General features: G+C 64.6%; 27 protein-coding genes. 11 read left to right on the top strand and 16 right to left on the bottom strand.

Features of this window, described 5'->3' with window-relative positions; all coding sequences use genetic code 11:
• On the bottom strand, positions 1 to 438 hold the full coding sequence (locus tag ACKWRH_RS25060) for a GNAT family N-acetyltransferase (RefSeq protein WP_445215698.1): 438 nt from the start codon (positions 436 to 438) through the stop codon (positions 1 to 3).
• Complete coding sequence (locus tag ACKWRH_RS25065; RefSeq protein ID WP_445215699.1) at positions 438 to 1,937, bottom strand: NAD(P)H-hydrate dehydratase; 1,500 nt, start codon at positions 1,935 to 1,937, stop codon at positions 438 to 440. The genes ACKWRH_RS25060 and ACKWRH_RS25065 overlap by 1 nt, the downstream gene beginning before the upstream one ends.
• Before the next feature lie 383 nt (positions 1,938 to 2,320).
• On the opposite strand from ACKWRH_RS25065, the gene ACKWRH_RS25070 reads away from it, so the two are divergent.
• Together ACKWRH_RS25070 and glnA are read left to right on the top strand one after the other, a co-directional pair.
• Entirely contained in the window at positions 2,321 to 2,659 is a 339-nt protein-coding gene (locus ACKWRH_RS25070) for a P-II family nitrogen regulator (protein ID WP_007603495.1), read from the top strand.
• Between the two features lie 152 nt (positions 2,660 to 2,811).
• A complete protein-coding gene (gene glnA, locus ACKWRH_RS25075; protein ID WP_445215700.1) occupies positions 2,812 to 4,221 on the top strand; it encodes a type I glutamate--ammonia ligase in 1,410 nt (469 codons plus the stop codon).
• Between the two features lie 113 nt (positions 4,222 to 4,334).
• Here glnA and ACKWRH_RS25080 read toward each other — a convergent pair whose 3' ends face one another.
• From ACKWRH_RS25080 to ACKWRH_RS25095, 4 genes are all read right to left on the bottom strand, one after another.
• Complete coding sequence (locus ACKWRH_RS25080; protein WP_445215701.1) at positions 4,335 to 5,423, bottom strand: asparaginase; 1,089 nt, start codon at positions 5,421 to 5,423, stop codon at positions 4,335 to 4,337.
• A gap of 131 nt (positions 5,424 to 5,554) precedes the next feature.
• On the bottom strand, positions 5,555 to 6,316 hold the full coding sequence (locus ACKWRH_RS25085; protein ID WP_445215702.1) for a slipin family protein: 762 nt from the start codon (positions 6,314 to 6,316) through the stop codon (positions 5,555 to 5,557).
• A complete protein-coding gene (locus ACKWRH_RS25090; RefSeq protein ID WP_445215703.1) occupies positions 6,313 to 7,716 on the bottom strand; it encodes an NfeD family protein in 1,404 nt (467 codons plus the stop codon). Before ACKWRH_RS25090 ends, ACKWRH_RS25085 begins: the two co-directional genes overlap by 4 nt.
• A 173-nt stretch (positions 7,717 to 7,889) precedes the next feature.
• Entirely contained in the window at positions 7,890 to 8,147 is a 258-nt protein-coding gene (locus tag ACKWRH_RS25095; RefSeq protein WP_212483336.1) for a tautomerase family protein, read from the bottom strand.
• 152 nt (positions 8,148 to 8,299) lie between these two features.
• Here ACKWRH_RS25095 and ACKWRH_RS25100 point away from each other — a divergent pair, with 152 nt between their 5' ends.
• Entirely contained in the window at positions 8,300 to 9,277 is a 978-nt protein-coding gene (locus ACKWRH_RS25100) for a GlxA family transcriptional regulator (protein ID WP_445215704.1), read from the top strand.
• Positions 9,278 to 9,327: 50 nt separating this feature from the next.
• Here the strand turns inward: ACKWRH_RS25100 and ACKWRH_RS25105 are convergent, their stop codons facing one another.
• Together ACKWRH_RS25105 and ACKWRH_RS25110 are read right to left on the bottom strand one after the other, a co-directional pair.
• A complete protein-coding gene (locus tag ACKWRH_RS25105) occupies positions 9,328 to 10,101 on the bottom strand; it encodes a gamma-glutamyl-gamma-aminobutyrate hydrolase family protein (protein ID WP_028155911.1) in 774 nt (257 codons plus the stop codon).
• A 90-nt stretch (positions 10,102 to 10,191) separates the two neighbouring features.
• Positions 10,192 to 10,944, bottom strand: coding sequence for a hypothetical protein (locus ACKWRH_RS25110; protein WP_445215705.1), 753 nt, complete (start codon positions 10,942 to 10,944; stop codon positions 10,192 to 10,194).
• Between the two features lie 101 nt (positions 10,945 to 11,045).
• Between ACKWRH_RS25110 and ACKWRH_RS25115 the strand changes: the two genes are divergently transcribed.
• Positions 11,046 to 12,179, top strand: a complete 1,134-nt coding sequence (locus ACKWRH_RS25115; protein WP_445215706.1) for an AI-2E family transporter — start codon at positions 11,046 to 11,048, stop codon at positions 12,177 to 12,179.
• Between the two features lie 76 nt (positions 12,180 to 12,255).
• Here ACKWRH_RS25115 and ACKWRH_RS25120 read toward each other — a convergent pair whose 3' ends face one another.
• The 6 genes from ACKWRH_RS25120 to ACKWRH_RS25145 form a co-directional block, all read right to left on the bottom strand.
• Complete coding sequence (locus ACKWRH_RS25120) at positions 12,256 to 12,552, bottom strand: antibiotic biosynthesis monooxygenase family protein (protein WP_445215707.1); 297 nt, start codon at positions 12,550 to 12,552, stop codon at positions 12,256 to 12,258.
• Between the two features lie 99 nt (positions 12,553 to 12,651).
• Positions 12,652 to 12,888: a hypothetical protein gene (locus ACKWRH_RS25125; RefSeq protein WP_014494818.1), complete on the bottom strand. Its 237-nt coding sequence runs from the start codon at positions 12,886 to 12,888 to the stop codon at positions 12,652 to 12,654.
• Between the two features lie 70 nt (positions 12,889 to 12,958).
• On the bottom strand, positions 12,959 to 14,179 hold the full coding sequence (locus ACKWRH_RS25130; RefSeq protein WP_445215708.1) for a diguanylate cyclase: 1,221 nt from the start codon (positions 14,177 to 14,179) through the stop codon (positions 12,959 to 12,961).
• Positions 14,180 to 14,409: 230 nt separating this feature from the next.
• Positions 14,410 to 14,889, bottom strand: coding sequence for a 30S ribosomal protein S9 (gene rpsI / locus ACKWRH_RS25135; RefSeq protein ID WP_445215709.1), 480 nt, complete (start codon positions 14,887 to 14,889; stop codon positions 14,410 to 14,412).
• Between the two features lies 1 nt (position 14,890).
• On the bottom strand, positions 14,891 to 15,355 hold the full coding sequence (gene rplM, locus ACKWRH_RS25140) for a 50S ribosomal protein L13 (RefSeq protein WP_008137961.1): 465 nt from the start codon (positions 15,353 to 15,355) through the stop codon (positions 14,891 to 14,893).
• A 159-nt stretch (positions 15,356 to 15,514) separates the two neighbouring features.
• Positions 15,515 to 15,943, bottom strand: a complete 429-nt coding sequence (locus ACKWRH_RS25145; RefSeq protein ID WP_039147848.1) for a PaaI family thioesterase — start codon at positions 15,941 to 15,943, stop codon at positions 15,515 to 15,517.
• 86 nt (positions 15,944 to 16,029) lie between these two features.
• Here ACKWRH_RS25145 and ACKWRH_RS25150 point away from each other — a divergent pair, with 86 nt between their 5' ends.
• The 4 genes from ACKWRH_RS25150 to ACKWRH_RS25165 all read left to right on the top strand — a co-directional run bounded on the left by ACKWRH_RS25150 (position 16,030) and on the right by ACKWRH_RS25165 (position 19,429).
• Entirely contained in the window at positions 16,030 to 16,854 is an 825-nt protein-coding gene (locus ACKWRH_RS25150; RefSeq protein WP_445215710.1) for an enoyl-CoA hydratase, read from the top strand.
• A gap of 106 nt (positions 16,855 to 16,960) precedes the next feature.
• A complete protein-coding gene (locus ACKWRH_RS25155) occupies positions 16,961 to 17,545 on the top strand; it encodes a CoA-binding protein (protein ID WP_028149016.1) in 585 nt (194 codons plus the stop codon).
• 138 nt (positions 17,546 to 17,683) lie between these two features.
• Positions 17,684 to 18,964, top strand: coding sequence for an O-acetylhomoserine aminocarboxypropyltransferase (locus ACKWRH_RS25160; protein ID WP_445215711.1), 1,281 nt, complete (start codon positions 17,684 to 17,686; stop codon positions 18,962 to 18,964).
• A gap of 120 nt (positions 18,965 to 19,084) precedes the next feature.
• Positions 19,085 to 19,429, top strand: a complete 345-nt coding sequence (locus tag ACKWRH_RS25165; protein ID WP_445215712.1) for a hypothetical protein — start codon at positions 19,085 to 19,087, stop codon at positions 19,427 to 19,429.
• 5 nt (positions 19,430 to 19,434) lie between these two features.
• On the opposite strand, the gene ACKWRH_RS25170 is transcribed toward ACKWRH_RS25165, so the two are convergent.
• Positions 19,435 to 20,511 (bottom strand): COX15/CtaA family protein, encoded by a 1,077-nt coding sequence (locus ACKWRH_RS25170; protein WP_445215713.1) that lies wholly within the window; start codon positions 20,509 to 20,511, stop codon positions 19,435 to 19,437.
• A 110-nt stretch (positions 20,512 to 20,621) separates the two neighbouring features.
• Here ACKWRH_RS25170 and ACKWRH_RS25175 point away from each other — a divergent pair, with 110 nt between their 5' ends.
• The gene (locus ACKWRH_RS25175; RefSeq protein ID WP_014494810.1) at positions 20,622 to 20,837 is read left to right on the top strand and encodes a DUF2842 domain-containing protein; all 216 of its coding nucleotides are present in this window, start codon (positions 20,622 to 20,624) and stop codon (positions 20,835 to 20,837) included.
• Here the strand turns inward: ACKWRH_RS25175 and ACKWRH_RS25180 are convergent.
• A complete protein-coding gene (locus ACKWRH_RS25180) occupies positions 20,834 to 21,877 on the bottom strand; it encodes a polysaccharide deacetylase family protein (RefSeq protein ID WP_445215714.1) in 1,044 nt (347 codons plus the stop codon). The genes ACKWRH_RS25175 and ACKWRH_RS25180 overlap by 4 nt on opposite strands.
• Positions 21,878 to 21,989: 112 nt before the next feature.
• On the opposite strand from ACKWRH_RS25180, the gene ACKWRH_RS25185 reads away from it, so the two are divergent.
• Positions 21,990 to 23,171, top strand: a complete 1,182-nt coding sequence (locus ACKWRH_RS25185) for a GNAT family N-acetyltransferase (protein WP_445215715.1) — start codon at positions 21,990 to 21,992, stop codon at positions 23,169 to 23,171.
• Positions 23,172 to 23,320: 149 nt separating this feature from the next.
• Complete coding sequence (locus tag ACKWRH_RS25190) at positions 23,321 to 24,403, top strand: ISAs1 family transposase (RefSeq protein WP_445215716.1); 1,083 nt, start codon at positions 23,321 to 23,323, stop codon at positions 24,401 to 24,403.
• Positions 24,404 to 24,542 lie beyond the last annotated feature (139 nt).

Here is a 24,542-nt window from a genome sequence, read left to right on the forward strand (position 1 = left end):
CTACCGGCGCGTCCAGAGGTAGCGAGCGTCGGGCTCCCGCTCCTCGTTCCGCGCCCCGTCGGTCTGCTCGACCAGTGCGAACCCGCGCGCCTCATAGAAGCGCCGCGCCGGCGCGTTGCGCTGGAAGGTCCAGAGCTCCAGCCGGTCGCTGGCCCGCTTGGCGACGTCGAGGAGTTCTGTGCCGACGCCGCGCCCCTGGGCGACGGGAAGCACATAGAGCTGCTCGACCCAACCTTCGCGGAAGGCAATCATCCCGCTCAGGACGTCATCATCGAACCGTCCCCACACACGGCACGTCGTGAAAACGCGCTCGCGGTAGAACCAGCGGTCCTCATCGGGCGTGTGCAGCCCAACGAGCCACGGCATCGCCTGATCAAAAGCAATTCGATGGACCTGCGCGGCCTCACCCATATCGGTGAGCGCGAGCTGCCTGAGCACTAGTACTCCACCCCGAGCGCATTATAGATCCGCCGGTGCACGGCCGGCAGCGTCTCGGTGAGGTCCTCCGCGATCAGGCCCGGGCCCGCCTCGCTTCCCGCCTCGCCATGCATCCAGACGCCGATGCTGGCGGCCTCGAAGGCCGGCACGCCCTGCGCCAGAAGTCCTGCGATGATGCCGGCGAGCACGTCGCCCGCGCCCGCCGTGGCGAGCCAGGGCGGCGCGTTGGCGGCGATGGTGGCGCGGCCGTCGGGGGCGGCGATCGTCGTGTCCGGCCCCTTCAGCAGCACCACCGCACCACAGCGTTCGGCCGCGGCGCGGACGCGCTCCAGCTTAGAGCGGCCTGGATATTTGTTGCTGAGGTCGGAGAACAGGCGCGGAAACTCACCCTCGTGCGGCGTCAGCACCACCGCATTGTCCTGCGAGGACTTGATCGATTCAAACAGCCGCTCGGGGTTTGCGGCAAAGCTCGTCAGCGCATCCGCGTCCAGCACCAGATGCCGCTGCGCGTGAAGCGCCGTGTGGACCAGATCGCAGGTGCGATCGCCGACGCCCGCGCCGGGGCCGATCAGGCAGGTGTTGTAGCGCTTGTCGCCGAGCAACGCGCCAAACTCGATCGCGGTGTCGCAGGCGCGAACCATCACCGCAGTCAGCGCGCTGGCATTGATCGCGAGCGCATCGCGCGGGGTCGCCAGCGTCACGAGGCCCGCTCCTGCCCGCAAAGCGCCACGGGCGGCGAGCCGCGCCGCGCCGGTCGCGGCGGCATCGCCCGAGACCGCCAGCACGTGGCCCCGTGCGTATTTGTGGCCGTCGATGCGCGGCACCGGAAAGGCAGCGCCCCAGAAATCCGGATCGTTCTCGAAGGTCTGTGGCGCGATCTCGTCCAGCACCTGCGCGTCGATGCCGATGTCGGCGACGCGCACGTGGCCGCAATGCATCCGGCCGGGCAGCAGCAAATGCGCCGGCTTCTTGCGGAAGAAGGTGACGGTCTCGACCGCGTTCACCGCCGCGCCCATCACGGATGCGCTGGTGCCGTTGATGCCGCTCGGCAGGTCGACCGCGAGCACCAAGGCGCCGTTGGCGTTGATCGCTTCGATCATCGCGTGCGCCTCGCCGTCGACCGGGCGACTGAGGCCCGCGCCGAACAGCGCATCGATGATCAAGGCGGGCTTTCCGATCGCCTGCGGATTGAACGGCAGCACCGGGTGCTTCCAGCCGCGCGCGGCGGAGGCCGCGTCACCCTGGAGCTGGTCGCGCTCGCACATCAGGATCACCGAGACGTCGCGGCCTTGCGCGGCGAGCTCGGCGGCCGCGACAAAACCGTCGCCGCCATTGTTGCCGGGGCCGGCCACGATCAGGATCGGCCCCTCCTCCACCAGCGCATTGGCGGCCTCGGCGACCGCCTGGCCCGCGCTGAGCATCAGCTTGAAGCCGGGCGTGCCTGCCGCAATACTGAGCTGGTCAGCGCGCTGCATTTCGGCGGTGGTCAGAACTTCCATGCCACTTCCCTGGTCCAAACGCCTTTTCAACAGGCATCTTCCGTGCCGACCCACCCGACAGAACAACGATTTGCACAGATATTGAACTGTTTGCCTATTTCGTAGTCTGCGGTATTTTGGGCCGGTCGGCTCCACCTATCAGAGATGCACGTTAAAAGGCTGATAACGCTCCAATAATCAGGGCATTTGCAACTTGGCATAGACCCTGCTTTCGAGGAAGCCGCTTCGGTTCGTCGTGCTCACTGGCAATCTATCAGGGTGTGGCCGGCCGTTGTTGCCGGGCTGGTCAGGCATCCCGGCATAGCGAAGACAAGATCGTGCGTTAAGAAAAGCGCATCCTGACGAAGACGTTGCTATTTGATCGAAAGGCCGGGAGGCGCGCAGTGAAGAAAATCGAAGCCATCATCAAGCCATTCAAGCTCGACGAGGTGAAGGAAGCGCTTCAGGAAGTCGGCCTTCAAGGCATCACCGTGACCGAGGCCAAGGGCTTTGGCCGGCAGAAGGGCCACGCCGAGCTTTACCGCGGCGCAGAATACATCGTCGACTTCCTTCCCAAGGTGAAGATCGAGATCGTGATCGGCGACGATCTGGTCGAGCGCGCCATCGACGCGATCCGCCGCGCCGCGCAGACCGGGCGCATCGGTGACGGCAAGATTTTCGTCTCCAATATCGAAGAGGCGATCCGCATCCGGACCGGCGAATCCGGGCTGGACGCTATCTGAGCCGGGTGCTATCCCGCATTTTGCGACACTCCGACAAGAAAAAGGCTGCTTCGGCGGCCTGATTTTGTTTGTGCGCTCGCGCGCGAACTCGCCAAAAGCGAGAACAATCCTGCTCACCTGGAAACCGACCCGCAGAGCCAAAAGGGGTATGCATGAAGACCGCCAAAGACGTCCTGAAATCGATCAAGGACAACGACGTCAAATACGTCGACCTGCGCTTCACCGATCCGCGCGGCAAGTGGCAGCATGTGACGTTCGACGTCAGCATGATCGATGACGACATTTTCGCCGAAGGGACGATGTTCGACGGCTCCTCGATCGCCGGCTGGAAGGCGATCAACGAGTCCGACATGTGCCTGATGCCGGATCCGGTGACCGCGACGATCGACCCGTTCTTCGCCGAGACCACCATGGTCATCACCTGCGACGTGCTCGAGCCGACCACCGGCGAGCCCTACAACCGCGACCCCCGCGGCATCGCCAAGAAGGCCGAGGCCATGGTGAAGTCGATGGGCGTGGGCGACAGCGTGTTCGTCGGCCCCGAGGCCGAGTTCTTCGTGTTCGACGACGTGCGCTTCTCCGCCAACCCCTACAGCACCGGCTTCCGTCTCGACTCCTCGGAGCTGCCGACCAACTCCGACACCGAATATGAAGGCGGCAATCTCGGCCACCGCGTCCGCACCAAGGGCGGCTACTTCCCGGTGCCGCCGCAGGACTCCGTGCAGGACATGCGCTCCGAAATGCTCGGCGCCATGGCCAAGATGGGCGTCAAGGTCGAGAAGCATCACCACGAAGTCGCGTCCGCCCAGCACGAGCTCGGCATGAAGTTCGACACGCTGACGCTGATGGCCGACCACATGCAGATCTACAAGTACTGCATCCACCAGGTCGCGCACATCTACGGCAAGACCGCCACCTTCATGCCGAAGCCGGTCTATGGCGACAACGGCTCGGGCATGCACGTGCACCAGTCGATCTGGAAGGACGGCAAGCCGGTGTTCGCCGGCAACAAGTACGCCGACCTGTCGGAGACCTGCCTCCACTACATCGGCGGCATCATCAAGCATGCCAAGGCGATCAACGCCTTCACCAACCCGTCGACCAACTCCTACAAGCGTCTGGTCCCGGGCTATGAGGCGCCCGTGCTGCTCGCCTACTCCGCGCGCAACCGCTCGGCCTCCTGCCGCATCCCCTACACCGCTTCGCCGAAGGCCAAGCGTGTCGAGGTGCGCTTCCCCGATCCGCTCGCCAATCCCTATCTCGGCTTCGCCGCGATGCTGATGGCCGGCCTCGACGGCATCAAGAACAAGATCGATCCGGGTCCGGCGATGGACAAGGACCTCTACGACCTGCCGAAGGAAGAGCTGAAGCAGATCCCGACGGTATGCGGCTCGCTCCGCGAGGCGCTCGAAAACCTCGACAAGGACCGCGGCTTCCTCAAGAACGGCGGCGTGTTCGACGACGACTTCATCGACGCCTATATCGAGCTGAAGATGACCGAAGTCGCCCGCTTCGAGATGACCCCGCACCCGGTCGAGTTCGATATGTACTATTCGGGCTAAGCAGCCCAAACTCTCTGCGACAAGCAAAAGGCGCTCCGCGAGGAGCGCCTTTTCGTTTTGGGCCGCCGCAGGTGGATTACGCTAACCCACCCTGCAGGACACGACGCGCCCAATCACCACGTCGCCGTGAAGGCGCGCTGGAGCTCGGCAGGCGCCGTCACGCCGCGCGCGATCAGCAATTGGGTGAGGACGCGGGCCTTCTGCGGATTGAGGTCCTCGGACACGACGAACCCGTTCTTGTCGTCGTCGACCTCGACATTCCGAGTGACGAAGCCGGATCGAACCCGCGTCGAGCGAACGACGATGATGCCCTTCTTCGCCGCCGCTTCGAGCGCATCGAGGGCCTGCTTCGACGTGTTGCCGTCGCCGACGCCGGCCAGCACGATGCCCTTGGCGCCGTGGGAAATAGCATCCTCGATCGGAACGGCGTCCATGTTGGCATGCGAGTAGACGATCTCGACGCGCGGCAATTGCTCGCCTGCCGGGAGCGGATAGGTCGTGCGCTTGAAGCCGGCGGCCTGGGTCATGAAACGGATGCCGCCGGCGGTGTCGACATAGCCGATCGGGCCGTCATTGGGGGAGCTGAACGTCTCAATGCTCGTGGTGTTGGTCTTGGTGATGGAGCGGGCGCTTTGGATCTTGTCGTTCAGCACGGCCATCACGCCACGGCCGCGAGAGCGCGGATCGGCCGCCACCTGCACCGCTTCGTACAGATTGCCGGGGCCGTCCGCACTCACCGCCGTGGCCGGACGCATCGACCCGACGATCACCACCGGCTTGTCGCCGCGTACGACATTGTCGAGAAAGAACGCGGTCTCCTCGAGCGTATCGGTGCCGTGGGTGATGAGGATTCCATCGGCTTCATTCTTGTCGAAGGCGTCCTGGATGCGACGGGCCAGCGCGAACCAGACCTTGTCGTTCATGTCCTGGGACCCGATCGACGAAATCTGTTCGGCGTTGATCTTGGCGAGCTTGTCCAGGCCCGGCACCGACTGCATCAGCTGTTCGCCCGTGATCTGGCCGGATTTGTACGCGCCCGCTGCGCGCGCGTCGGCCTGGCCTGCGATGGTGCCTCCCGTCGCAAGCACGAGGATGCGCGGCAGGCTGCCGGCCGCCGCGTCCTTGCCCGGCTCTGCGGCCTGAGCCACCACGCCGATCCCGCACGTCCAGAGCGCGAATGCGACCAGGGGAATGGTGAACATGGATGTTCGACGTTGGCGAGGGCTGGCTGGTCTGGCGGTAGACTTCGTCATCGAATTGTCCTCCCGTTTAAGTAGGGATCGACATTCGACACCTCCATTTGGGCCGAAGATGGGTCATCTGCCGCTTATGGCTACGGGTTGTCACGACGCGGCAAAAAATGGTCGAGCAGGCCCATCGGCAGCGGAAAGACGACGGTCGAGGACCGCTCGCCCGCGATGTCGTGCAGGGCCGCGAAGTAACGTAGCTGCATCGCCTGAGGCTCCTGCGCGAGAATCCGGCCGGCTTCGACGAGCTTTTCGGCAGCCTGCTGCTCGCCCATCGCATTGATCACCTTGGCCCGCCGCAACCGCTCCGCCTCGGCCTGCTTGGCAATCGCGCGCACCATGGTTTCATTGAGATCGACGTCCTTGATCTCGATGCCGGTGACCTTGATGCCCCAGACGTCGGTTTGCTTGTCGAGAATCTCCTGGATGTCCGCGTTCAACCTGTCGCGCTCGGCAAGCATCTCGTCGAGCTCGTGCTTGCCGAGCACCGAGCGCAACGTGGTCTGGGCCAGCTGGCTGGTGGCGGCCATGTAATCGCCGACCTTGATGATGGCCCGTTCGGGGTCGACGATGCGGAAGTACAGAACGGCGTTGACCTTGACGGAGACGTTGTCCCGCGAAATCACATCCTGCGGCGGCACGACCTGCACCATCACCCGCAGATCCACCTTCACGAGTTGCTGCACGATCGGAATGAGGATGATGAGGCCCGGGCCCTTCACGCCGGTAAAGCGGCCGAGCGTGAAGATGACGCCACGCTCGTATTCGCGCAGGATTCGAATAGCCTGGGACAGGAACATGATGACAAGCAACGCGAGCGCCGCATAGGTCAGATATTCCAGCATCATGATGTACCTCCCTCGCCTGTTGGTGCGCGCCGTATCAGCAGCGTCAGGTCGACGACGTTGGCGACTTCGGCCGTCTCTCCGGGCTTGAACGTTTCGGCGCCGCGCGCCTGCCAGCGCTCACCATGGGCGAAGACATGACCTTCGTTCCCATTCCAGTCGAGAACCTCGGCGGGCAAGCCTCGCATGGCCTGCGCGCCGACCAGTGCAGGGGCCCTGCCGACGCGCCGAAGCGAACCGAGCACGACGAGCGCAAAGCCGACGAACACTGCCGCGGTGATGCCGATCACCCACCACGACAGGTGGTAGCCCGGCGCCTCGCCCCTGAAAAGCATCAGCGCTCCCAGCACGAAAGCGATGATCCCTCCGAGCCCGATCACCACGGTCGGGTTGAAGGCTTCGATGGTGAGAAGCACGAGTCCAACCAGCATCAGGGCGAGGCCGGCATAATTGATCGGCAGCAGATTGAGCGCATAGAGGCCGATCAGCAGGCAGATCGCGCCGACGACTCCGGGGGCGACGGCACCGGGAGACATGAATTCGAAGATCAAGCCGTAGATGCCGACCATCAGCAGAATGAACGCCACGTTCGGATCGGTGATCACCGCCAGGAAGCGGGATATCGGTCCGGGATCGATGGCTTCGACGACCGCATCCTTCGTCACCAGGCGTTGCGTCTTGCCGCCTGCGACCTCGACCACGCGACCATCGATCTGCCTCAGCAATTCAGCCTGATCGCGCGCGACGAGATCGATGGCATGAGCCTGTAGCGCGGCGTTGGCAGAGAGTGTGGCGGCCTCACGGACCGCCTTCTCTCCCCAGTCCGCATTGCGGTTGCGCAGCTCCGCAAGGCTGCGGATGAAGGCAACCGCATCATTGGTCGCCTTGGCCGTCATCGCATCCTTGGGCTGATCCTTGGGCTCGCTCTGCTGGTCGCCGTCCTTCTTGTCCTTGCCGCCCTTGTCCGCTGGTCCGCTCGGAAGACCCGGCAGCGGCCCGCCGATCTGCACCGGCGTCGCGGCGCCAATATTGGTGCCCGGCGCCATCACCGCGATGTGGGTCGCATAAAGGATATAGGTCCCCGCGCTCGCCGCGTGGGCGCCGGAGGGCGCGACGTAACCAACCACAGGGATCGGCGAGGCCAGCACATCCGCGATGATCTCGCGCATGCTGGAATTGAGGCCGCCGGGCGTGTTCAGTCTCAGAAGCACCACCTCGGCGCGCCGTTCGCTTGCCTTGGCCAAAGCCTCCTTCACGTAGCCGGCCGACGCAGGGCCAATGGCTCCGTCGATCGAAACGATCAATGCAAGACGGCCGTTCTCCTCCGCTGAGCTGGGAAGGAGGCAGCAGATCAAAGCCACGACGCCAATCGCCGCAACGAGGGCCGCCTTCATGGTCTGCACGGCAGGGCTCCCTTGCAGAACATATGGTGCGCGTCTTGCGAACCTCAATGCGGCTGCGTGCCGGCCATGGCCGTGATTGTGCGATGCAATGGAAAATCGCCCAGCAGATCGGTTGAGCACAGGGCGGTGGCGAACCATGCCCTTTGGCTGGTCCGCCCGCGCACGCTGCGCTGCTACGGCCGTGGGACCCGCACGCCATCCGCGCCGATCGTGCCGAACATGCCGGCGATGATCTCAGGCGTCGGCTGCATGCCGCCCAGCGACCAGTGCGCCGGCTCCTGCTCCTCGATCCTGACCCAGACGTTGCGGCGGAAATCGGGATTGCCCTGCCCTTCGACCTCGACCAGGAGATCGGTGACGCGTTCGAGCAGGGTCTTCTTTTGCGCGGCATCCAGGATGCCGCGGACGGTGGAAATGGTGACGTAAGGCATGTCGCTCTCCAATCATTGTCGTGTGACGACGGCACGAGACTGGACCTGACGGCGCGGGCAAGGCAGTGGCGGATGAGACAGAGATCGGGCAATTTCCGCCACGCAGCCCCGCGCCGATCGGCTAGGATCGCCGCGCCTGTCCTGGAGGTCTCATGAAGCTCGCAATTCTCGCGCTGGAAGGCTGCATGCATTCGGCGATCGCCGGGATCGCCGACATCCTGTCGCTCGCCAATCACGTGATGCAGCAGAGCGGTGCGAAAACGCGCTTCGCCTGGGAGGTGCTTTCGCTCGACGGCAAGCCGGTGCGCGCCGGCGGCGGCCAGATGGTCGCGGTCGATGGCGCGGTCGGCAAACGCGGCCGCATTGATGCGATCCTCGTCCCCGGCAACCTCGTCGACCACGTCACGGCGGAACGCCTGCAACCGCAATATGCCCGCGCCGGCGCCTGGCTTCGGCAGCAGCATGCGAGCGGCCGGCTGATCGGCGCGTTCTGCAGCGGCGTGTTCCTGCTTGCAGGCAGCGGCCTGCTCGACCACCGCCGCGCCACCATCACCTGGTGGCTGCAAGGCGAGTTGCGGCAGCGCCACCCTACCATCGACCTCGCTGCCGACGCCGTCATCACCGTCGCGGACCGCATCGTCTGCGCGGCCGGACCGATGTCGTGGGTCGACCTCCTGCTCAGGCTGATCGAGATGGTCGACGGCAAGGCGATCGCAAAGCTCTGCGCGGACTACGTCGTCATCGACACCGCGCAACGCACCCAGTCGATCTTCATGCCCGTCGGCTATTTGCTGTCGCAGGACCCGCTGCTGACCAGGGCCGACCTGCTGGTTCGCCGCACCGGCAAGAGCCCGATGACGGTCAAGCGCCTCGCCGATGCGCTCGGCCTCAGCGAGCGCACGCTGAACCGGAAGTTCCAGGAGCTCACGCGCGAGCCGCCGCAGGCCTTCATCATGCGCCGCCGCGTCGAGCACGCGCGCACGCTGCTGGAGACGACCGCGCAGCCGATCAAGACCATCGCACGCACGGCCGGCTATGAGGACGAGAGCAGCTTTCGCAAGGCCTTCCGCAAGCTCACCTTGATGTCGCCGCAGGCCTATCGCGCGCGGCGGATGGAGCGGACGGCGTAAGCTGCAAGACCAAGACGTCGTTCAGTGGAGAGCCGCGAGCGAGCCCCTTGTTACGCTGTCGCACGCTGCCGCACGACCATCGCCTCGCCGAACGCCTCGAACAGCTTGCGATTGATGGGATTGCGCTGCGGGTCGTATTCGGCGTGCCATTGCACGCCGAGCGCGAAGGTCGGGGCCTCCGCGATGCGGATCGCCTCGATGGTGCCGTCCTCGGCGATGCCCTCGATCAGCACGCGCTTGCCGGGGTCGAGAATGCCCTGGCCGTGCAGCGAATTGACCCTAATCTTCTCGCAGCCGAGCAGCTGCGCGAAGGCGCCTCCGGGCGTGAGGTCGACGTCGTGACGGTCGGCGAACACCACGGTCGGGTCGGGATGAATCTCGCCGTTCTCGAGCCTGGGCATGCGGTGGTTCATGCGGCCGGGGATTTCGCGGATCTCCGGATGCAGCGAGCCGCCGAAGGCGACGTTCATCTCCTGCAGGCCCCGGCAGATGCCGAACAGCGGAATGCCGCGGGACACGCAGGCGACCGACAGCGCCAGTGCCACCTCGTCGCGGTGGATGTCGTAGGGCTCGTGCCGCTCACACGGATCGACATTGAAGCGGGTCGGATGGACGTTGGCGCGGGCGCCGGTGAGCACGATCCCGTCGACCACATCGAGCAGCGCGCCGATATCGGTGATGTCGGGGGCTCCCGCAAACATCATCGGCAAGCCGCCCGAGACCTCGGCCACAGCGCGCAAATTGCGCTCGCCGACCATCTGGACCTGAAATCGATTTTCGACGCGATGGGCGTTCCCGATCACGCCGACGACCGGCTTTCTCATCTCCCGTTCCGACCTCCCGCGTAAGAAGATTCTCCAAACATGCCCTTGGGATGGAACAAATTCAACAGAAGGGATCGCGGGACGGCAATGCTATTTTCGCGCAAATGCCTCCCGGGCCTCGGTTGTCCCCACGACGGGCAGGCCGGCGGCCTTCAGCGCGGTTGTCGCCACGTCGCCCGGCGTGGCCAGCCAGGGCAGGTTCACGTCGATTCCGCGCGTCACGGGCTCCCCGAGCACCCCGCCGAAATCGATCGGCCAAAACCCATTGGGTACCACCTCGGCGGTGAGGGCACGGATGGCGTAGCCGTCGCCCAAGACCGTATCCGCATGGTCGCGGGCGACAAGGCGCGCGGTCTGGGGGTCTTTGGGATCGCCAAAGCTCACGAGCACGGGGATCAGTTCCCCCTGCACCGGGACCATGCCGGCCTGCCGGCTGATATCGTTGAACGAGACGCGGTTGCCGCGCGCGGCGCCATAGGCACGGAGCGCGACATAGTTGATGTCGTCGAGGTCGAGCTTGCCGCCCTGCTGATGCGCCAGCAATGCCACCAGGTTCTTGGCTTTGCCGCCGTCTTGGCCGAGATCGACGAACACAGCCTCCCCGCGCATCGTGGTGCGGCCGCCACGGTTATAGTTGCGGTCGGGCACGACAGCGAGAACGCCGGACCCCGTCTTGATCCCGTCAGGCGTCGTCACCTCGACCGTGAGGCGGTATTTGTGACCGGGCCGGTTGATCCGGATCTGGTCGCCGATCACGATCACGGCCAGAAGCCCGAGCAGACCGGCCCACTTGCTGATGAAACTCAAGCGCCCCCCACCTGTTTTGTCCTCGTCGCTCTGCACCGTTCGCGCGACAGCGTCAAACCAGCGCGTTGACGCGGTCTTGATCGAAAGCGCGTTTGTCGAAAGAGTGCCGCGCCCGCAGCCGCCGAAAAGGACATGATGTGACCATCCTCGCAGACCAACGCCACACAACCCGCACCGATCTGGCTTGGGCAATTTCGGTCGGCGGCATCGGTGTCGTGCTGTTCACGGCGATGCTGGTCTTCACCTGGTATTTTGCGACCACGCTGCTGCTGATCTTCACCGGCATGCTGCTCGGCGTCGCCCTCAACGCGCTGACCAACGCACTCGGCCGCCGCGTGCACCTGCCGCATCCGGTCCGGCTCGCGATCGTCTGCGTCGTGCTTGCGATGCTGCTCGCGGGCGTCGCCTATCTCGGCGGCGCCACCATCGCCGAGCAGGCCTCGCTGCTGAGCAAGACCATCAAGTCGCAGATCGGCAACGTGAAGACCTTCCTGGACAACCACGGGACCGACACCAGCTTCTTCGATCTCGGCAACGCTGGGTCTGACACTTCGGCCAATCCGCCATCGGACTCGACACCCTCGCCAGCAGCACCCCCGCGCGGTTCCTTGCCCGGCGCCGGCGCGCTGGCCTCCAGCGGTGGCGCGATCGTGAGCCAGACCTTCAAGCTGCTGCTCGGTACCATCCACGGTGTGGGAAACATCTTCATCGTGCTGTTCCTGGGGCTGTCCTTCGCCGCCCAGCCCGGGGTCTATCACGACGGCCTGTTGTTCCTGGCGCCGGCGAGGCATCGCACCCGCGTCACCCTGATCATCGACCGCATCAGCGAGACGCTGGAACGCTGGCTGATCGCGCAGATCGTCGTGATGATTGCGGTTGGCATCGTGACCTGGATCGGGCTTGCCATCATCGGCATTCCCGGCTCGTTCATCCTGGGGATTCAGGCGGGCCTGCTCGCCTTCATTCCGACCGTGGGCGCCATCATTGCCGGCGTCGTCGTGGTGCTCGCGAGCCTCGCCTCGGGCTGGATTCCGGCGCTGTCGGCCTTCCTCCTCTTCATGGGCGTGCACGCGATGGAGAGCTATGTGCTGACGCCGATCCTGCAGCGGCAGGCGCTCGACATCCCGCCGGCCACGCTGTTCGCGTTCCAGATCCTGCTCGGCGTCGTATTCGGCATCTGGGGCCTGGCGCTGGCGCTGCCACTGGTCGCCATCGCCAAGGTCATGATCGACCATTTCAAGACGTATGAGGCGCCGCCTCTGGCAGCATGATCCGGAAAAGCGCGCAGCGGTTTTCCGAAAAGATCATGCTCAGGCACCGAGGCGGCGTAAGGCGTCGTGAAACAGCTCAGGTCGTCAGCACGGTCTCGGTGTGCTCGACATCCGGGGGCGAAGCAAAATACTGACCGACGAGGCCGCGCCATTCGGTGAAATTCTCCGAACCGCGGAAATCGACGGTGTGGTTCTCCAGCGTCGCCCACTTCACCATCAGCCGGTAGCGCTGCGGCTTCTCGATCGATTTGTGTAGCTCGAAGCCGTGAAAGCCCTTCGAGCCGCCGAAGGCAGCCTTGGCCTTGGCGACGGCCGCCTCAAAGTCCTTCTCGCTGCCCGGCTTGACGTCGATTTGCGCGATCTCGGTGATCATCGGTTTCCACCCTGTTTGTCTGATGGGTGTGTCTACCGTAGACCGCAGCGAAGAAAAAGGCACCGAATCGGCGCCCTGACCGGTCAAAAATGCGTGCTCTCAGGCGAACAGCAGAGCGGTGCCTGCCACGATGAGCGCGCAACCGATGAACAGCGCGAGCGGCCAGTAGCTACGGCTTTGCGTGTAGCGCCCCTGGGCGCGGCGCTCGGTGATCAGCGCGCGCTCGTATTCATCCGCGGTGGAGAATACGCAGGCGAAGCCGCCGCGTGCCGAGGCCGCAGCGGCTTCGAGCGACATCAGGGCAGCCTGCGGGTTCTGTCGACGGATCGATTCCATAACCACAATGGTAGGGATCGAATGGTAAACAGCGGATTACCGAAGGCGCCTCTTGAGGCGCCTCTTGGCTTCAGGCGGTGGCCGGACGCGCCTGCGGCGCACTAACCCGCGCAGCACTCTGGCGGCGCCAGTTCTCCAGCGACAGCGGCAGCTCCTCCGCCGCCTCGACCCGGTTACGACCGCTGCGCTTGGCCTGGTAGAGTGCGGTGTCGGCCGAGGCCAGCAGCACCTCCAGCTCGGTGCCGGCCGGACCGCCGGCGACGCCGATGCTGACGGTGGTGTCGACCGGGCCCTCATCGACCACGACGCCGGAGGTCTCGAACGCCTCGCGCACGCGCTCGGCAACCAGCACACCCTCCTCCAGCGAACACGGCAGCAGCGCCGCGAACTCCTCGCCGCCGATGCGGCCCGACATGTCGGTCATGCGCAGGTTGCTGACGACGACGGTCGAGAACAGTTTTAGCATCTCGTCGCCGGCGGGATGGCCGAAGCGATCGTTGATCGACTTGAAATGGTCGATGTCGAAGATCATCACGGTCACGGGACGGCCTGCCCTGGCTTCACGCTCGATCACGCGCCCGCAGGCTTCCGAGAAGCCGCGGCGGTTGAGCATGCCGGTCAGGGGATCGGTGGACGCGGCGGTCCGGTGCGCAGTCACCGTGCGCTCCGATACCAGCATGAAGATCACGAACACGGTGCCGACGGCATAGAGAATGAGCTCGACCGCAAACACCGTAACCCAGATGCTGCCGGAGAAGCCGGCATCGTTCGGACGCAGGAAGCTGCCGAGCACGATCGGCAGCATCAGCACGCAGCCGTGCATCACCGGCACCACGAAGGCCGGCCAGCGCCGTTGCAGGCTCTTGCGCCGCTCGACCCAGAGCTCGCTCGCCGTCAGTGCCGCATAGACCGAGACGATGCCGGCGCCGACGATCATGCGCAGCATGGACGCGGCGGGATCAAGCAGCGTCACGGCGGCGGCCCAGGCCAGCGCGCCGACAAGGAGACCCGGCCAATTCGGCTTGCGGCCGTGGAAGACGCGCGCCGCATTCCACACCATGCCGCAGGCGACGAAGCCGACTGCGTTCAGCGCAAGGTAAAGATGCGGGCCGAGCTTGTCGTCGGCCGCGGTCCATAGCGCGACGGACGCTGCGCCGAGGAGATACGCGGTGCCCCACCATTTCAGCGCGGGGCTGTTCTCCTGCTTGCCGAAAAACACCATCATGGCGCCGAGCAGTGCGGCAACCATGGTGGCGACCAAATAGAGCGTGATGCTATCGAGCGACATCATGTCGGCCCCCTTCTAGACATAGCAAGTTACGCGATCGGCCCAGCCGACTTGCGCGCCCTTCCAGATGCGACGCTATGTCCTGCGAGTTCCATTCAGGTTTTCATGCGGGGCCAAGTTTTCGGGAAACACGTCATCAATTTGCATACAAACGAACAACAAAAAGGGCGCTGAAATCAGCGCCCTTTTGCATCTCATTGAAGCCGCTTTCGCGGCGAATGTGACCGAAGCTATTAACGCTTCGAGAACTGGAAGGACCGGCGGGCCTTGGCCTTGCCGTACTTCTTGCGCTCCACCACGCGGGAGTCGCGGGTCAGGAAGCCGCCCTTCTTGAGCACGGTGCGCAGCTCCGGCTCGAAATAGGTGAGCGCCTTGGAGATGCCGTGACGGACGGCACCGGCCTGGCCGGACAGACCACCGCCGGCAACCGTGCAGATCACGTCGTACTGGCCGGAACGCGCGGCCACCGAGAACGGCTGCTCGATCATCATGCGCAGCACGGGACGGGCGAAATAGACCTCGACCTCGCGCGAATTGACCGTGACCTTGCCGGCGCCCGGCTTGATCCAGACGCGGGCGACCGCGTCCTTGCGCTTGCCGGTGGCGTAGGCGCGATTGAACTTGTCGACCTTCTTCTCGTGCTTGGGCGCGTCGGGCGCCGTCGCGGTCTTGAGCTGCGAGAGCTGGTCGAGCGACTGGATGGATTCGGCCATGTTATGCGGCCCTCGTGTTCTTGCGGTTCAACTTGGCGATGTCGATCTTCTCGGGCGTCTGGGCCTCGTGCGGATGATCGGCGCCGCCATAGACGCGGAGGTTGCCCATCTGGACGCGACCGAGCGGACCACGCGGGATCATGCGCTCGACGGCCTTCTCGAGCACGCGCTCGGGATGCTTGCCCTCGAGGATCTGGCGCGCGGTGCGCTCCTTGACGTGGCCGACGTAACCGGTGTGCTTGTAGTAGGTCTTCTGCTCGCGCTTGCGACCGGTGAGGACCGCATGCTGCGCGTTGATGATGATGACGTTGTCGCCGCAATCAACGTGCGGGGTGTAGGTCGGGAGGTGCTTGCCGCGCAGGCGCATGGCGACGATGGTGGCGAGACGGCCGACGACCAGACCCTTGGCGTCGATCAGTACCCACTTCTTCGTCACCTCAGCCGGCTTTGCCGAAAAGGTTTTCATATCGGAGTTTCCGTGGACGGGGGAGACATCGACGCGAACACCGCGTCGGACTGGCGGTTTTCTAGAGAAGAGACGTGCAACGGTCAATGCCCCAGAACATGAATTACAATAGCAAAATCAATATCTTAAAATTATGGTGCTATATTACCTGCAAAAAGCTCAAACATTTGGAATGGAATAGGTCGAGGTGACATGGGCGATCGGATCGGGCGACGTGCCGGACAGCAGCTTCACCTCGCCGACCGCCAGGCGCTTGCCGAGCTTGAGCAGCCGCGCCTCCGCCAGCACGTCCTGGCCGGGCTGGCCCTTGCGCAGGAAGTTGATGTTGAGATTGGTGGTGACCGCGAGCCCGATCGGCCCGATCGCGGACAGCAGCACCACGTACATCGCGAAATCGGCGAGTGCCATCAGCGTCGGGCCGGACACGGTTCCGCCCGGCCGCAGCATCCTTTCGCTGTAGCGCTGGCGCAAAAGGCAGGTCTGGCCGTCGGCGCTCTCGATCGTGATGTCATCGCCACTGAAGGCCTGGGGAAACTCGTCACGGAGAAACTGCTCGACCTCCGCCACGCTCATTTTCGCTAACGCCATGCTTCGCCTCACCCTCGCTTCACGTCCCCTGTTACATTAAGTTATCTGCGTCATCCAATTGCAAGAATCCAACCGGAAACGCTCCGATGCCCGCCCAGGCCGCCCGCGCCCCCTCCCCCCAACCGTCGATCCTGCTGCGCGAGACCATAGGCCCCATCGCGGTCCTGACGCTGAACCGCCCGGCCGCGCGCAACAGCCTGTCGCAGGCGATGATCGCAAGCCTGCATGCCGAGCTCAACGAGATCCGCGACGACAAGGCGATCCGCGGCGTCGTGATCGCTGCCAACGGCCCCGCCTTCTCCGCCGGCCACGACATGAAGGAGCTCACCGCGCGCCGCACTGACCCGGATCGCGGCCGCGCCTTCTTTGCGGAGATGATGACCGCCTGCAGCGCGATGATGCAGGCGGTCGTGCACCTGCCGAAGCCCGTCGTCGCTGCCGTCCAGGGCATCGCGACCGCGGCCGGCTGCCAGCTCGTGGCAAGCTGCGACCTCGCGATCGCCTCGGAAGCGGCGAGCTTCGCCACGCCGGGCGTCGATATCGGGCTGTTCTGCTCCACGCCGATGGTGGCGTTGTCGCGGAACGTGCCGCGCAAGCAGGCGATGGAAATGCTGCTGACCGGCGAGCCGGTCCCGGCCACGCGCGCCCGCGAGATCGGGCTCATCAATCGCGTGGTCGCGGCCGGCACTGAGCGCGACGCCGCAATTGCCCTCGCCGAACAGGTCGCGCTGAAGTCGGCCTACACCGTCAAGCTCGGCAAAGAGGCGTTCTACCGCCAGGCCGAGATGAGCCTTGCGGACGCCTATCGCTATGCGGCAGAGGTGATGACCGAGAACATGATGGCGCGCGACGCCGAGGAAGGCATCGGCGCCTTCATCGAGAAGCGCACGCCGACATGGCGGGATGAATAGAATTCGTCATTGCGAGCGAAGCGAAGCAATCCAGAATCTTTCCACCGAGGCAGTCTGGATTGCTTCGTCGCTTCGCTCCTCGCAATGAAAGCAAAAAGATGAGCCAATGAACCACGACGCCTATCCCGACAATTACATCCGCGGCATCCTCAACAGCGTGAAGTCGATCGCGATGGTCGGCGCCTCGCCGGTCAATGTGCGGCCGAGCTATTTTGCGTTCAAATATCTGGCGCAGCGCGGCTATGACATGATCCCGGTCAATCCCGGCCATGTCGGTAAGGATCTGCTCGGAAAGCCGTTTGTCGCCTCGCTCTCCGACATCGGACGCCCTGTCGACATGATCGACATCTTTCGCAACTCCAGCCACATCATGCCGGTGGTCGAAGAAGCGCTCACGCTGGATCCGCTGCCGAAGGTGATCTGGATGCAGCTCGGCGCGCGCGACGACGCAGCCGCGGCGAAGGCCGAGGCGGCCGGGATCAAGGTCGTGATGAACCGCTGCCCCAAGATCGAGTATGGCCGCTTGTCGTCCGAGATTTCCTGGATGGGCGTCAATTCTCGCACGCTGAGCTCCAAACGGCCGCCGGCGCCGACGCAAGGCATGCGGCTATCCCTCAATCGGATGAGTGTCGGCGGCGGCGACACCGCGGCATCGGATCGCGCCGCCAAAAACAAGAGCGAACAAAGCTGACGGAATCGCGAAGGATTCATTTCGCTCACGCGACAACGCGTAGCACGATCGTTCCGATGTGACGCGGCGCCTTGACGGCGGGCGCGTCGCCGATCAGCATGCCGCGCGATTTCAGATCACAAGAACAGGACGCCCTCAATGAGCGATCGCCTTCCGGGATTTTCAACCCTCGCCGTGCATGCCGGTGCACAACCCGATCCCACCACCGGTGCGCGCGCGACCCCGATTTATCAAACCACCTCTTTCGTCTTCAACGACGCCGACCACGCCGCCTCGCTGTTCGGCCTGCAGGCATTCGGCAACATCTATACCCGCATCGGCAACCCCACCAACGCGGTGCTGGAAGAACGCGTTGCCGCACTCGAAGGGGGCACCGCCGCGCTTGCGGTCGCCTCGGGCCACGCCGCACAGGTCGTGGTGTTGCAGCAATTGCTCCAGCCCGGAGACGAGTTCATCGCCGCGCGCAAGCTTTATGGCGGCTCGATCAACCAGTTCTCGCATGCGTTCAAGAGCTTTGGCTGGAACGTGGTGTGGGCGGATTCCGATGACATCGCCAGCTTCGAGCGCGCGGTGACACCGCGCACGAAAGCCATCTTCATCGAATCGATCGCCAATCCCGGCGGCAGCATCACCGACATCGAGGCGATCTCGACGGTGGCGCGCAAGGCGGGCGTGCCGCTGATCGTCGACAACACGCTGGCCTCGCCCTACCTGATCCGCCCGATCGATCATGGCGCCGACATCGTCGTGCACTCGCTGACGAAATTCTTGGGCGGCCACGGCAATTCGCTCGGCGGCATCATCGTCGATGCCGGCACGTTCGACTGGTCCACGGGCGGCAAATATCCGATGCTGTCGGAGCCGCGGCCCGAATATCACGGCATTCGCCTCCAGGAGACCTTTGGCAACTTCGCTTTCGCAATCGCCTGCCGCGTGCTGGGCCTGCGCGACCTCGGACCGGCGCTGTCGCCGTTCAACGCCTTCATGATTCTGACCGGCATCGAGACGCTGCCGCTGCGCATGCAGAAGCACTGCGACAACGCCAAGGCCGTCGCCGAATTCCTCGCCGGGCATCCGGCGGTGGCCTCGGTGAGCTATGCGGGCTTGGCAAGCGACAAGTACAACCAGCTTGCAAGGAAATACGCGCCGAAGGGTGCAGGCGCCGTGTTCACCTTCAGCCTGAAGGGCGGCTATGACGCCGGCGTCAGCCTGGTGTCGAAGCTGCAGCTGTTCTCGCACCTCGCCAATGTCGGCGACACCCGCTCGCTGGTCATCCACCCGGCCTCGACCACGCACAGCCAACTCGACGACGCCGCCAAGGTGAAGTCCGGCGCCGGCCCCGACGTGGTCAGGCTCTCGATCGGCATCGAGGACAAGGAAGATCTGATCGCGGACCTGGAGCAGGCGCTGAGCGTGTAGTTTTCCAAATCGTTCCGGGGCACACGAAAGCGCGCCCCGGAACGGGCCTCAGTTAACAGTCATTAACCATATCTGCCGCATACATCGTCCTTGGATCGCCCCTTTGATTCGGAGCCGACGATGCTGCGCTGGATGGTGCCTGCCCTTGCGGCCATGCTGACGGTCTCAGCTGCCGTTGCCGCCGATCTGCCGGCCACAGCGAGACGGCGGGCTGCCGTGCCGCCGCAGGAGCCGCCACAGGTCTATGTCGAGACCGATCCGGATGCGCTGATCTCGCCGGCCTATGGCATCGGCAGCTACATCCGCAACCTGCCGGGCACGCCGCTGCTGCCCGGCTCCAACACGTTGCCGGGCTATTACGGACGCCCCTGGGATTACGATTATCAAGGTCCATACTACGGCGGACCGCAGGTCGGCTATTTCTGGCGCCTGCCCTACGCCTGCGGCGTCTACGGCTATTGCTGACCTGATCAGCCGGCCTGACCGACCGGAACCGCGCGCGGCTGCGCGTGTGCAGATTGTCGCGAGGCCAGCCGCTCCACCTGCATCACCGCAAGCGTGAGCACCACGATCGCAACCGCTTGGTGCGAAAGCGCGAGATCGATCGGCACCTGGTTGAGCAGCGTGAGGATCCCGAGCACAGCCTGCAGGCTGACCGCGGCGAACAGGCAGAGCGCACCGCCGGCCGCCGTGCGCGAGCGCACCGCATCGAGCGCATGCAGCGCCGCCAGCACGAACAGCGCATAGGCCGTCATACGGTGCTCGAACTGCACCGTCAGCACGTTGTCGAACATATTGCGCCACCACGGCGTCTCGAACCAGAGCCGGCCGCCTGCGGGAATGAACGCGCCGTCGATCTGCGGCCAGGTGTTGTAGGCACGCCCGGCGCGCAGACCCGCGACCAGCGCGCCGAAATAGATCTGGACGAAGGTCACGATGAGCAGCAGCACGCTCGTGAATTTCAGCCGCGCGGGCGCAATGATCTGCGGACGCTCGGCGAGCCGCCGCACCGTCCAGACGATGCCGGCGAAGATCAGGAGCGCGAGCACCAGATGCGTCGCCAATCGATATTGCGAGACCTCGACACGTTCGGTGAGGCCCGAGGCCACCATCCACCAGCCGACGGCGCCCTGGAGTCCGCCAAGCGCGAACAGCAGCCACAACCGCCGTTTCAACTCACCCGACAGGCCGCCGCGCCACAGGAAGAACAGGAACGGCAAGAGATAGGCAACGCCGATGAAGCGGCCGAGAAAGCGGTGGCTCCATTCCCACCAGAAAATCTCTTTGAACTCGGACAGGCTCATGCCCGCATTGAGCTCGCGATATTGCGGAATTTTCTTGTAGGCCTCGAACGCCTCGGTCCACTGCGCCTCCGACAGCGGCGGCACGCTGCCCGTGACCGGCTTCCATTCGACGATCGACAGGCCGGATTCCGTCAGCCGCGTCGCGCCGCCGACCAGCACCATCAGCGCGATGAGGGCGGCCACGGAAATCAGCCACCAGCGCACGGCGCGATGCGGATTGGTCGGAGCGAAAATCGTCGTCATTTCAGGGGCAAAACCAAGCCTTGTTGCAAAGAGACTTGAACCGGACTGCGTGCCCCTTATAGTCCCCCGCTCCCGCAGCGCAAGTTACGCGAAGGCCGCAGCATTCCGCCATGACGATCCGCACCCGCAAGTTCCTCGGCGCCATCCTGCTCCTGGTGCTGGCCACCGTCTGGGCCCTGCTCGGCATGGCGCTGGCGCAGATGCCATGGATCGCCGAGTCCGGCTGGCGGCAGGCAATCTACTACGTGGTGGTCGGCATGGGCTGGGTGCTGCCGGCGATGCCGATCGTGAGCTGGATGCAGCGGCCGGATCGCGTCAAATCTTAATTCGTAACGCTGGCGGTCGGTTTCACCGGCGCGAAGGCAACACCGGACACCAGCACACGCAGCATGCGCAGCGATTGTATCCGGCCGTCCCAGGAAATCCGCGGCAGTGCGCGCAGATTGGTGCGCCCCTCCGCATCCACGATGCCCGGGATGGTCGAGACGGCGCTGGCAAAGCCGGCCTCCTCCGCCATGACGACATGGCTGCGCCGGAAAGACGAGCGATCGCCGAACGGAAAGGCCAGATGCCTGATCTCGCGGTCGAAGGCCGCTTCCGCGACCGCCTTGCCCATCGTCATCTCGCGCAACGCGGCGGCGTCCTTCATGTTGGCGAGAACGGGATAGTTCACCGTCGCGCTGCCGACCGTGACCAGCGGATCCGCCGCAAGCCTTGCCAGATCCTCCCAATCCATCGACGCTTCGCGCGAGAGCGCGGCGAGGTCGACCCGGTAGCGCGTGCAGAGATCGGCGATCGCAGCCGACAAATCCGCCGGCGGCAACGAGCGCAGCCAGCTCTCGAGATGCGAAAACAGCGCCTGCTTCTCGGCGTTGCCCGTGACGGTGAAACGCTGCTCTTTCTCGCCCATCATCAGGTTGATGCGGCTCTCGCGCGCGATCATCCGCTCGAGCCCGAGCCACCAGGTCTCTCCGACTCCATCGGGAAACGCGGTGGGCACGTAGATCGTGAACGGCACGGCGTGGCGCGCCAGCACCGGATAGGCGAAGCTGATCAGGTCCTTGTTGGCGCCGTCGAAGGTGAGCGCCACGAAGCGCCGCTTCTCCAGCAGCGTCACCGCGCGGCGGCAGACATCGTCCATGCCGAGGAAGTCATATCCCCACCGCTTCAGCGCACCAATGGCGCGATCGAGGAATTGCGGACTGATCTCGCTTTCACGCAGCGGCTGAAACGCGCCGCGCCGCCGCGGCCGCACGTGCTGAAAGCGCAGGATCGCGCCGGCGCCGCGGCTGCGCAGCACGGCCTGACCGGTGAACCAGACCAGTTCAAGCCGCAACCGCTCCAGCCATCTGTCGTCGGATGCCAATATCCCACCTCCGCGTTCGCCTGATTGTCATTACCCTTTGTTGACATTTCTTTGCAAAGGTCGACCACAGGCCGAAATACGCAAATTTTTCGTTTCTCGACAGGTTTCGTGAATGACAATGGCTGCGGCGATGCAAAGCCGGACGGCAGAATCGCCAGCGCGGTCGAAAGCGAGCCGTATCGCGCATGTCGATATCGTCACCGATCTGGCCGAGGCCGAGACGGTCTGGCGCGCGCTCGAGGAGATCGGCCACCTCTTCACGCCCTACCAGCGTTTCGACCTGCTCAGCCCATGGCAGCGGCTGGTCGGCAGCCACGAAGGCGCCAGTCCCTTCATCGTCATTGCCCGCGACGCCGAGCGCCGGCCGCTCCTGCTGCTGCCGCTCTCACTGCGGCAAAGCCATGGCGTGCGCACGGCCTGCTTCATGGGCGGCAAGCACACGACCTTCAACATGGGCCTTTGGAACGCCGAGTTCGCAGCCCAGGTCGCCATCGCCGATCTCGACGCGCTGCTTGCGACGCTGCGCGAGCATGCCGACGTGCTCGCGCTGACGCAGCAGCCGCTGCGCTGGTACGACCAGCACAACCCGTTCGCGCAGCTGCCGCGGCAGAGTGCGATCAACGGCTGCCCTCTCCTGGCGATGGAGCCGGGCGGGCCGCCCGCATCGCGGATCAGCAACTCCTTCCGCCGCCGGCTCAAGAGCAAGGAAAAGAAGCTCCAGGCGCTTGCCGGCTATCGCTATCACCTCGCCACCACGGATGCGGACGTCTCCCGCCTGCTCGACTGGTTCTTCCGCGTCAAGCCGGCGCGGATGGCCGAACAGAAACTGCCCAACGTCTTTGCCGAGCCCGGCGTCGAAGCATTCATCCGCAGCGCGTGCCTGTCGGCGCGCCGCGAAGGCCGCGTCATCGACATCCATGCGCTCGAGTGCGACGACGAGGTGATCGCGATCTTCGCCGGCGTCGCCGACGGCCAGCGCTTCTCGATGATGTTCAACACCTACACGATGTCCGAGCACGCCCGCTACAGCCCCGGGCTGATCCTGATGCGCTACATCATCGACCACTACGCCGAACGCGGCTACCGCTCGCTCGATCTCGGCATCGGCTCGGACGATTACAAGCGCATGTTCTGCAAGGACGACGACGACATTTTCGACAGCTTCGTGCCCCTGACCGCGCGGGGAAAACTCGCGGCGATGGCGATGTCCTCGCTAAGCCACGGCAAACGGCTGGTGAAGCAGAACCAGATGTTGTTCGATCTGGCGCGGCGGCTGCGGCAGACGTTCGGGTAAGCGTCGAAGACTTTCACTCTCTCCGCTTGCGCGGCTGGCCCTTACCCTCCCCCTCCAGGTAGGGGAATCGCATATGGCTGCGGAGGGCTGTTGCCAAGCGGTTGGAACTGGATTCTTTGGGTCTCTCTCGCTTCCCGAGGGAGACCAGAATGCGCCAGCTCAAGCGCCTGCTTCGACCGCTCAAGGATCCTCGCGCCAGCAACGTTCGACACGATCTGGTGGAGATCATCGTCATTGCCCTGGCGGCAACACTGGCCGGCGCCAAGAATTGCACGGAGTTCGAGTTCTTCGGCAAAGGTCGAGAGGAGTTGTTGCGTCAATTCTTGCAGCTCAGATACGGCATTCCCAGCCACGATACGTTCAGTAACGTCTTCCGCGCTCTGGACCCTAAAGGGCTGGAGGCGGTTTTGCGCAAGTTCAGCAAGAGCTTCGGCGTCAAGGGCGTGGTCAGTATCGATGGCAAGGCGTTACGCGGCGCCTTCGCGCGGGGCCGGCAGGCCACGCCGCTGCATATGGTCAATGTCTGGGCGGCAGGCACACGCATGGCGTTGGCTCAGAGGAAGGCTCCCAATCGCAACGAGGTTGCCGGGGTTCTCGAAGTCCTGGCTTTGCTTGATCTGGATGGCGCTCTTGTCACAGCTGACGCCCTGCATTGCCGCCCCGACATTGCCCAGGCCATTCGCGACCGCAACGGGCATTATGTATTGGCGATCAAGAGCAATCGTGGTCGGCTCTTCAAGGCCGCCAAGGCGCTGCTGGACACTGCTCGGAAGCCAGCACGCGCGTCCCAGCCCAAGGCGTCGGCTCACGGCCGCATCGAACGTCGGCAAGCCGTCGTCGCGCCGGCACCGGATTTGGCAAAGCAATACGCCTTCCCCGCGATCGCTGCCGTCGGCCGCATCGACAGTTGGCGCTCCAGCACGGGCAAGACGGCCAAGCACACAGCTCGATACTTTCTGGCCTCACGCCTGCTGCCGGCCAAGAAGCTGCTGGAGGCCGTCCGCGCCCACTGGAGCATCGAGAACAACCTGCACTGGGTCCTTGACGTCCTGTTCGACGAGGATGCCTGCCGCAGCCGCAGGGACCACGCCCCCGAAAATCTTGCCGTCATCCGCAAGCTGGCCATCAATGCCCTGCAAGCCACGCCGGGTCCGGCACGAACGAGCCATAAAATGCTTCAGGCGAGGTGGAACAACGACTTCCTCCTCACTGTCCTTGCTCATATGCGATAGCCCTACCCTCCAGGGGAGGGTCGCTACGCATGGAGCAAAGCGAAATGCGCAGCGGGGTGGGGTGACGGTCTCTCCCCACCCAACAGTGCCCGTGGGGAGAGATCACCCCACTCCACCCCGTCTCGCCGCGCTGGCGCGC

This window comes from Bradyrhizobium sp. Pa8, from assembly GCF_052588265.1.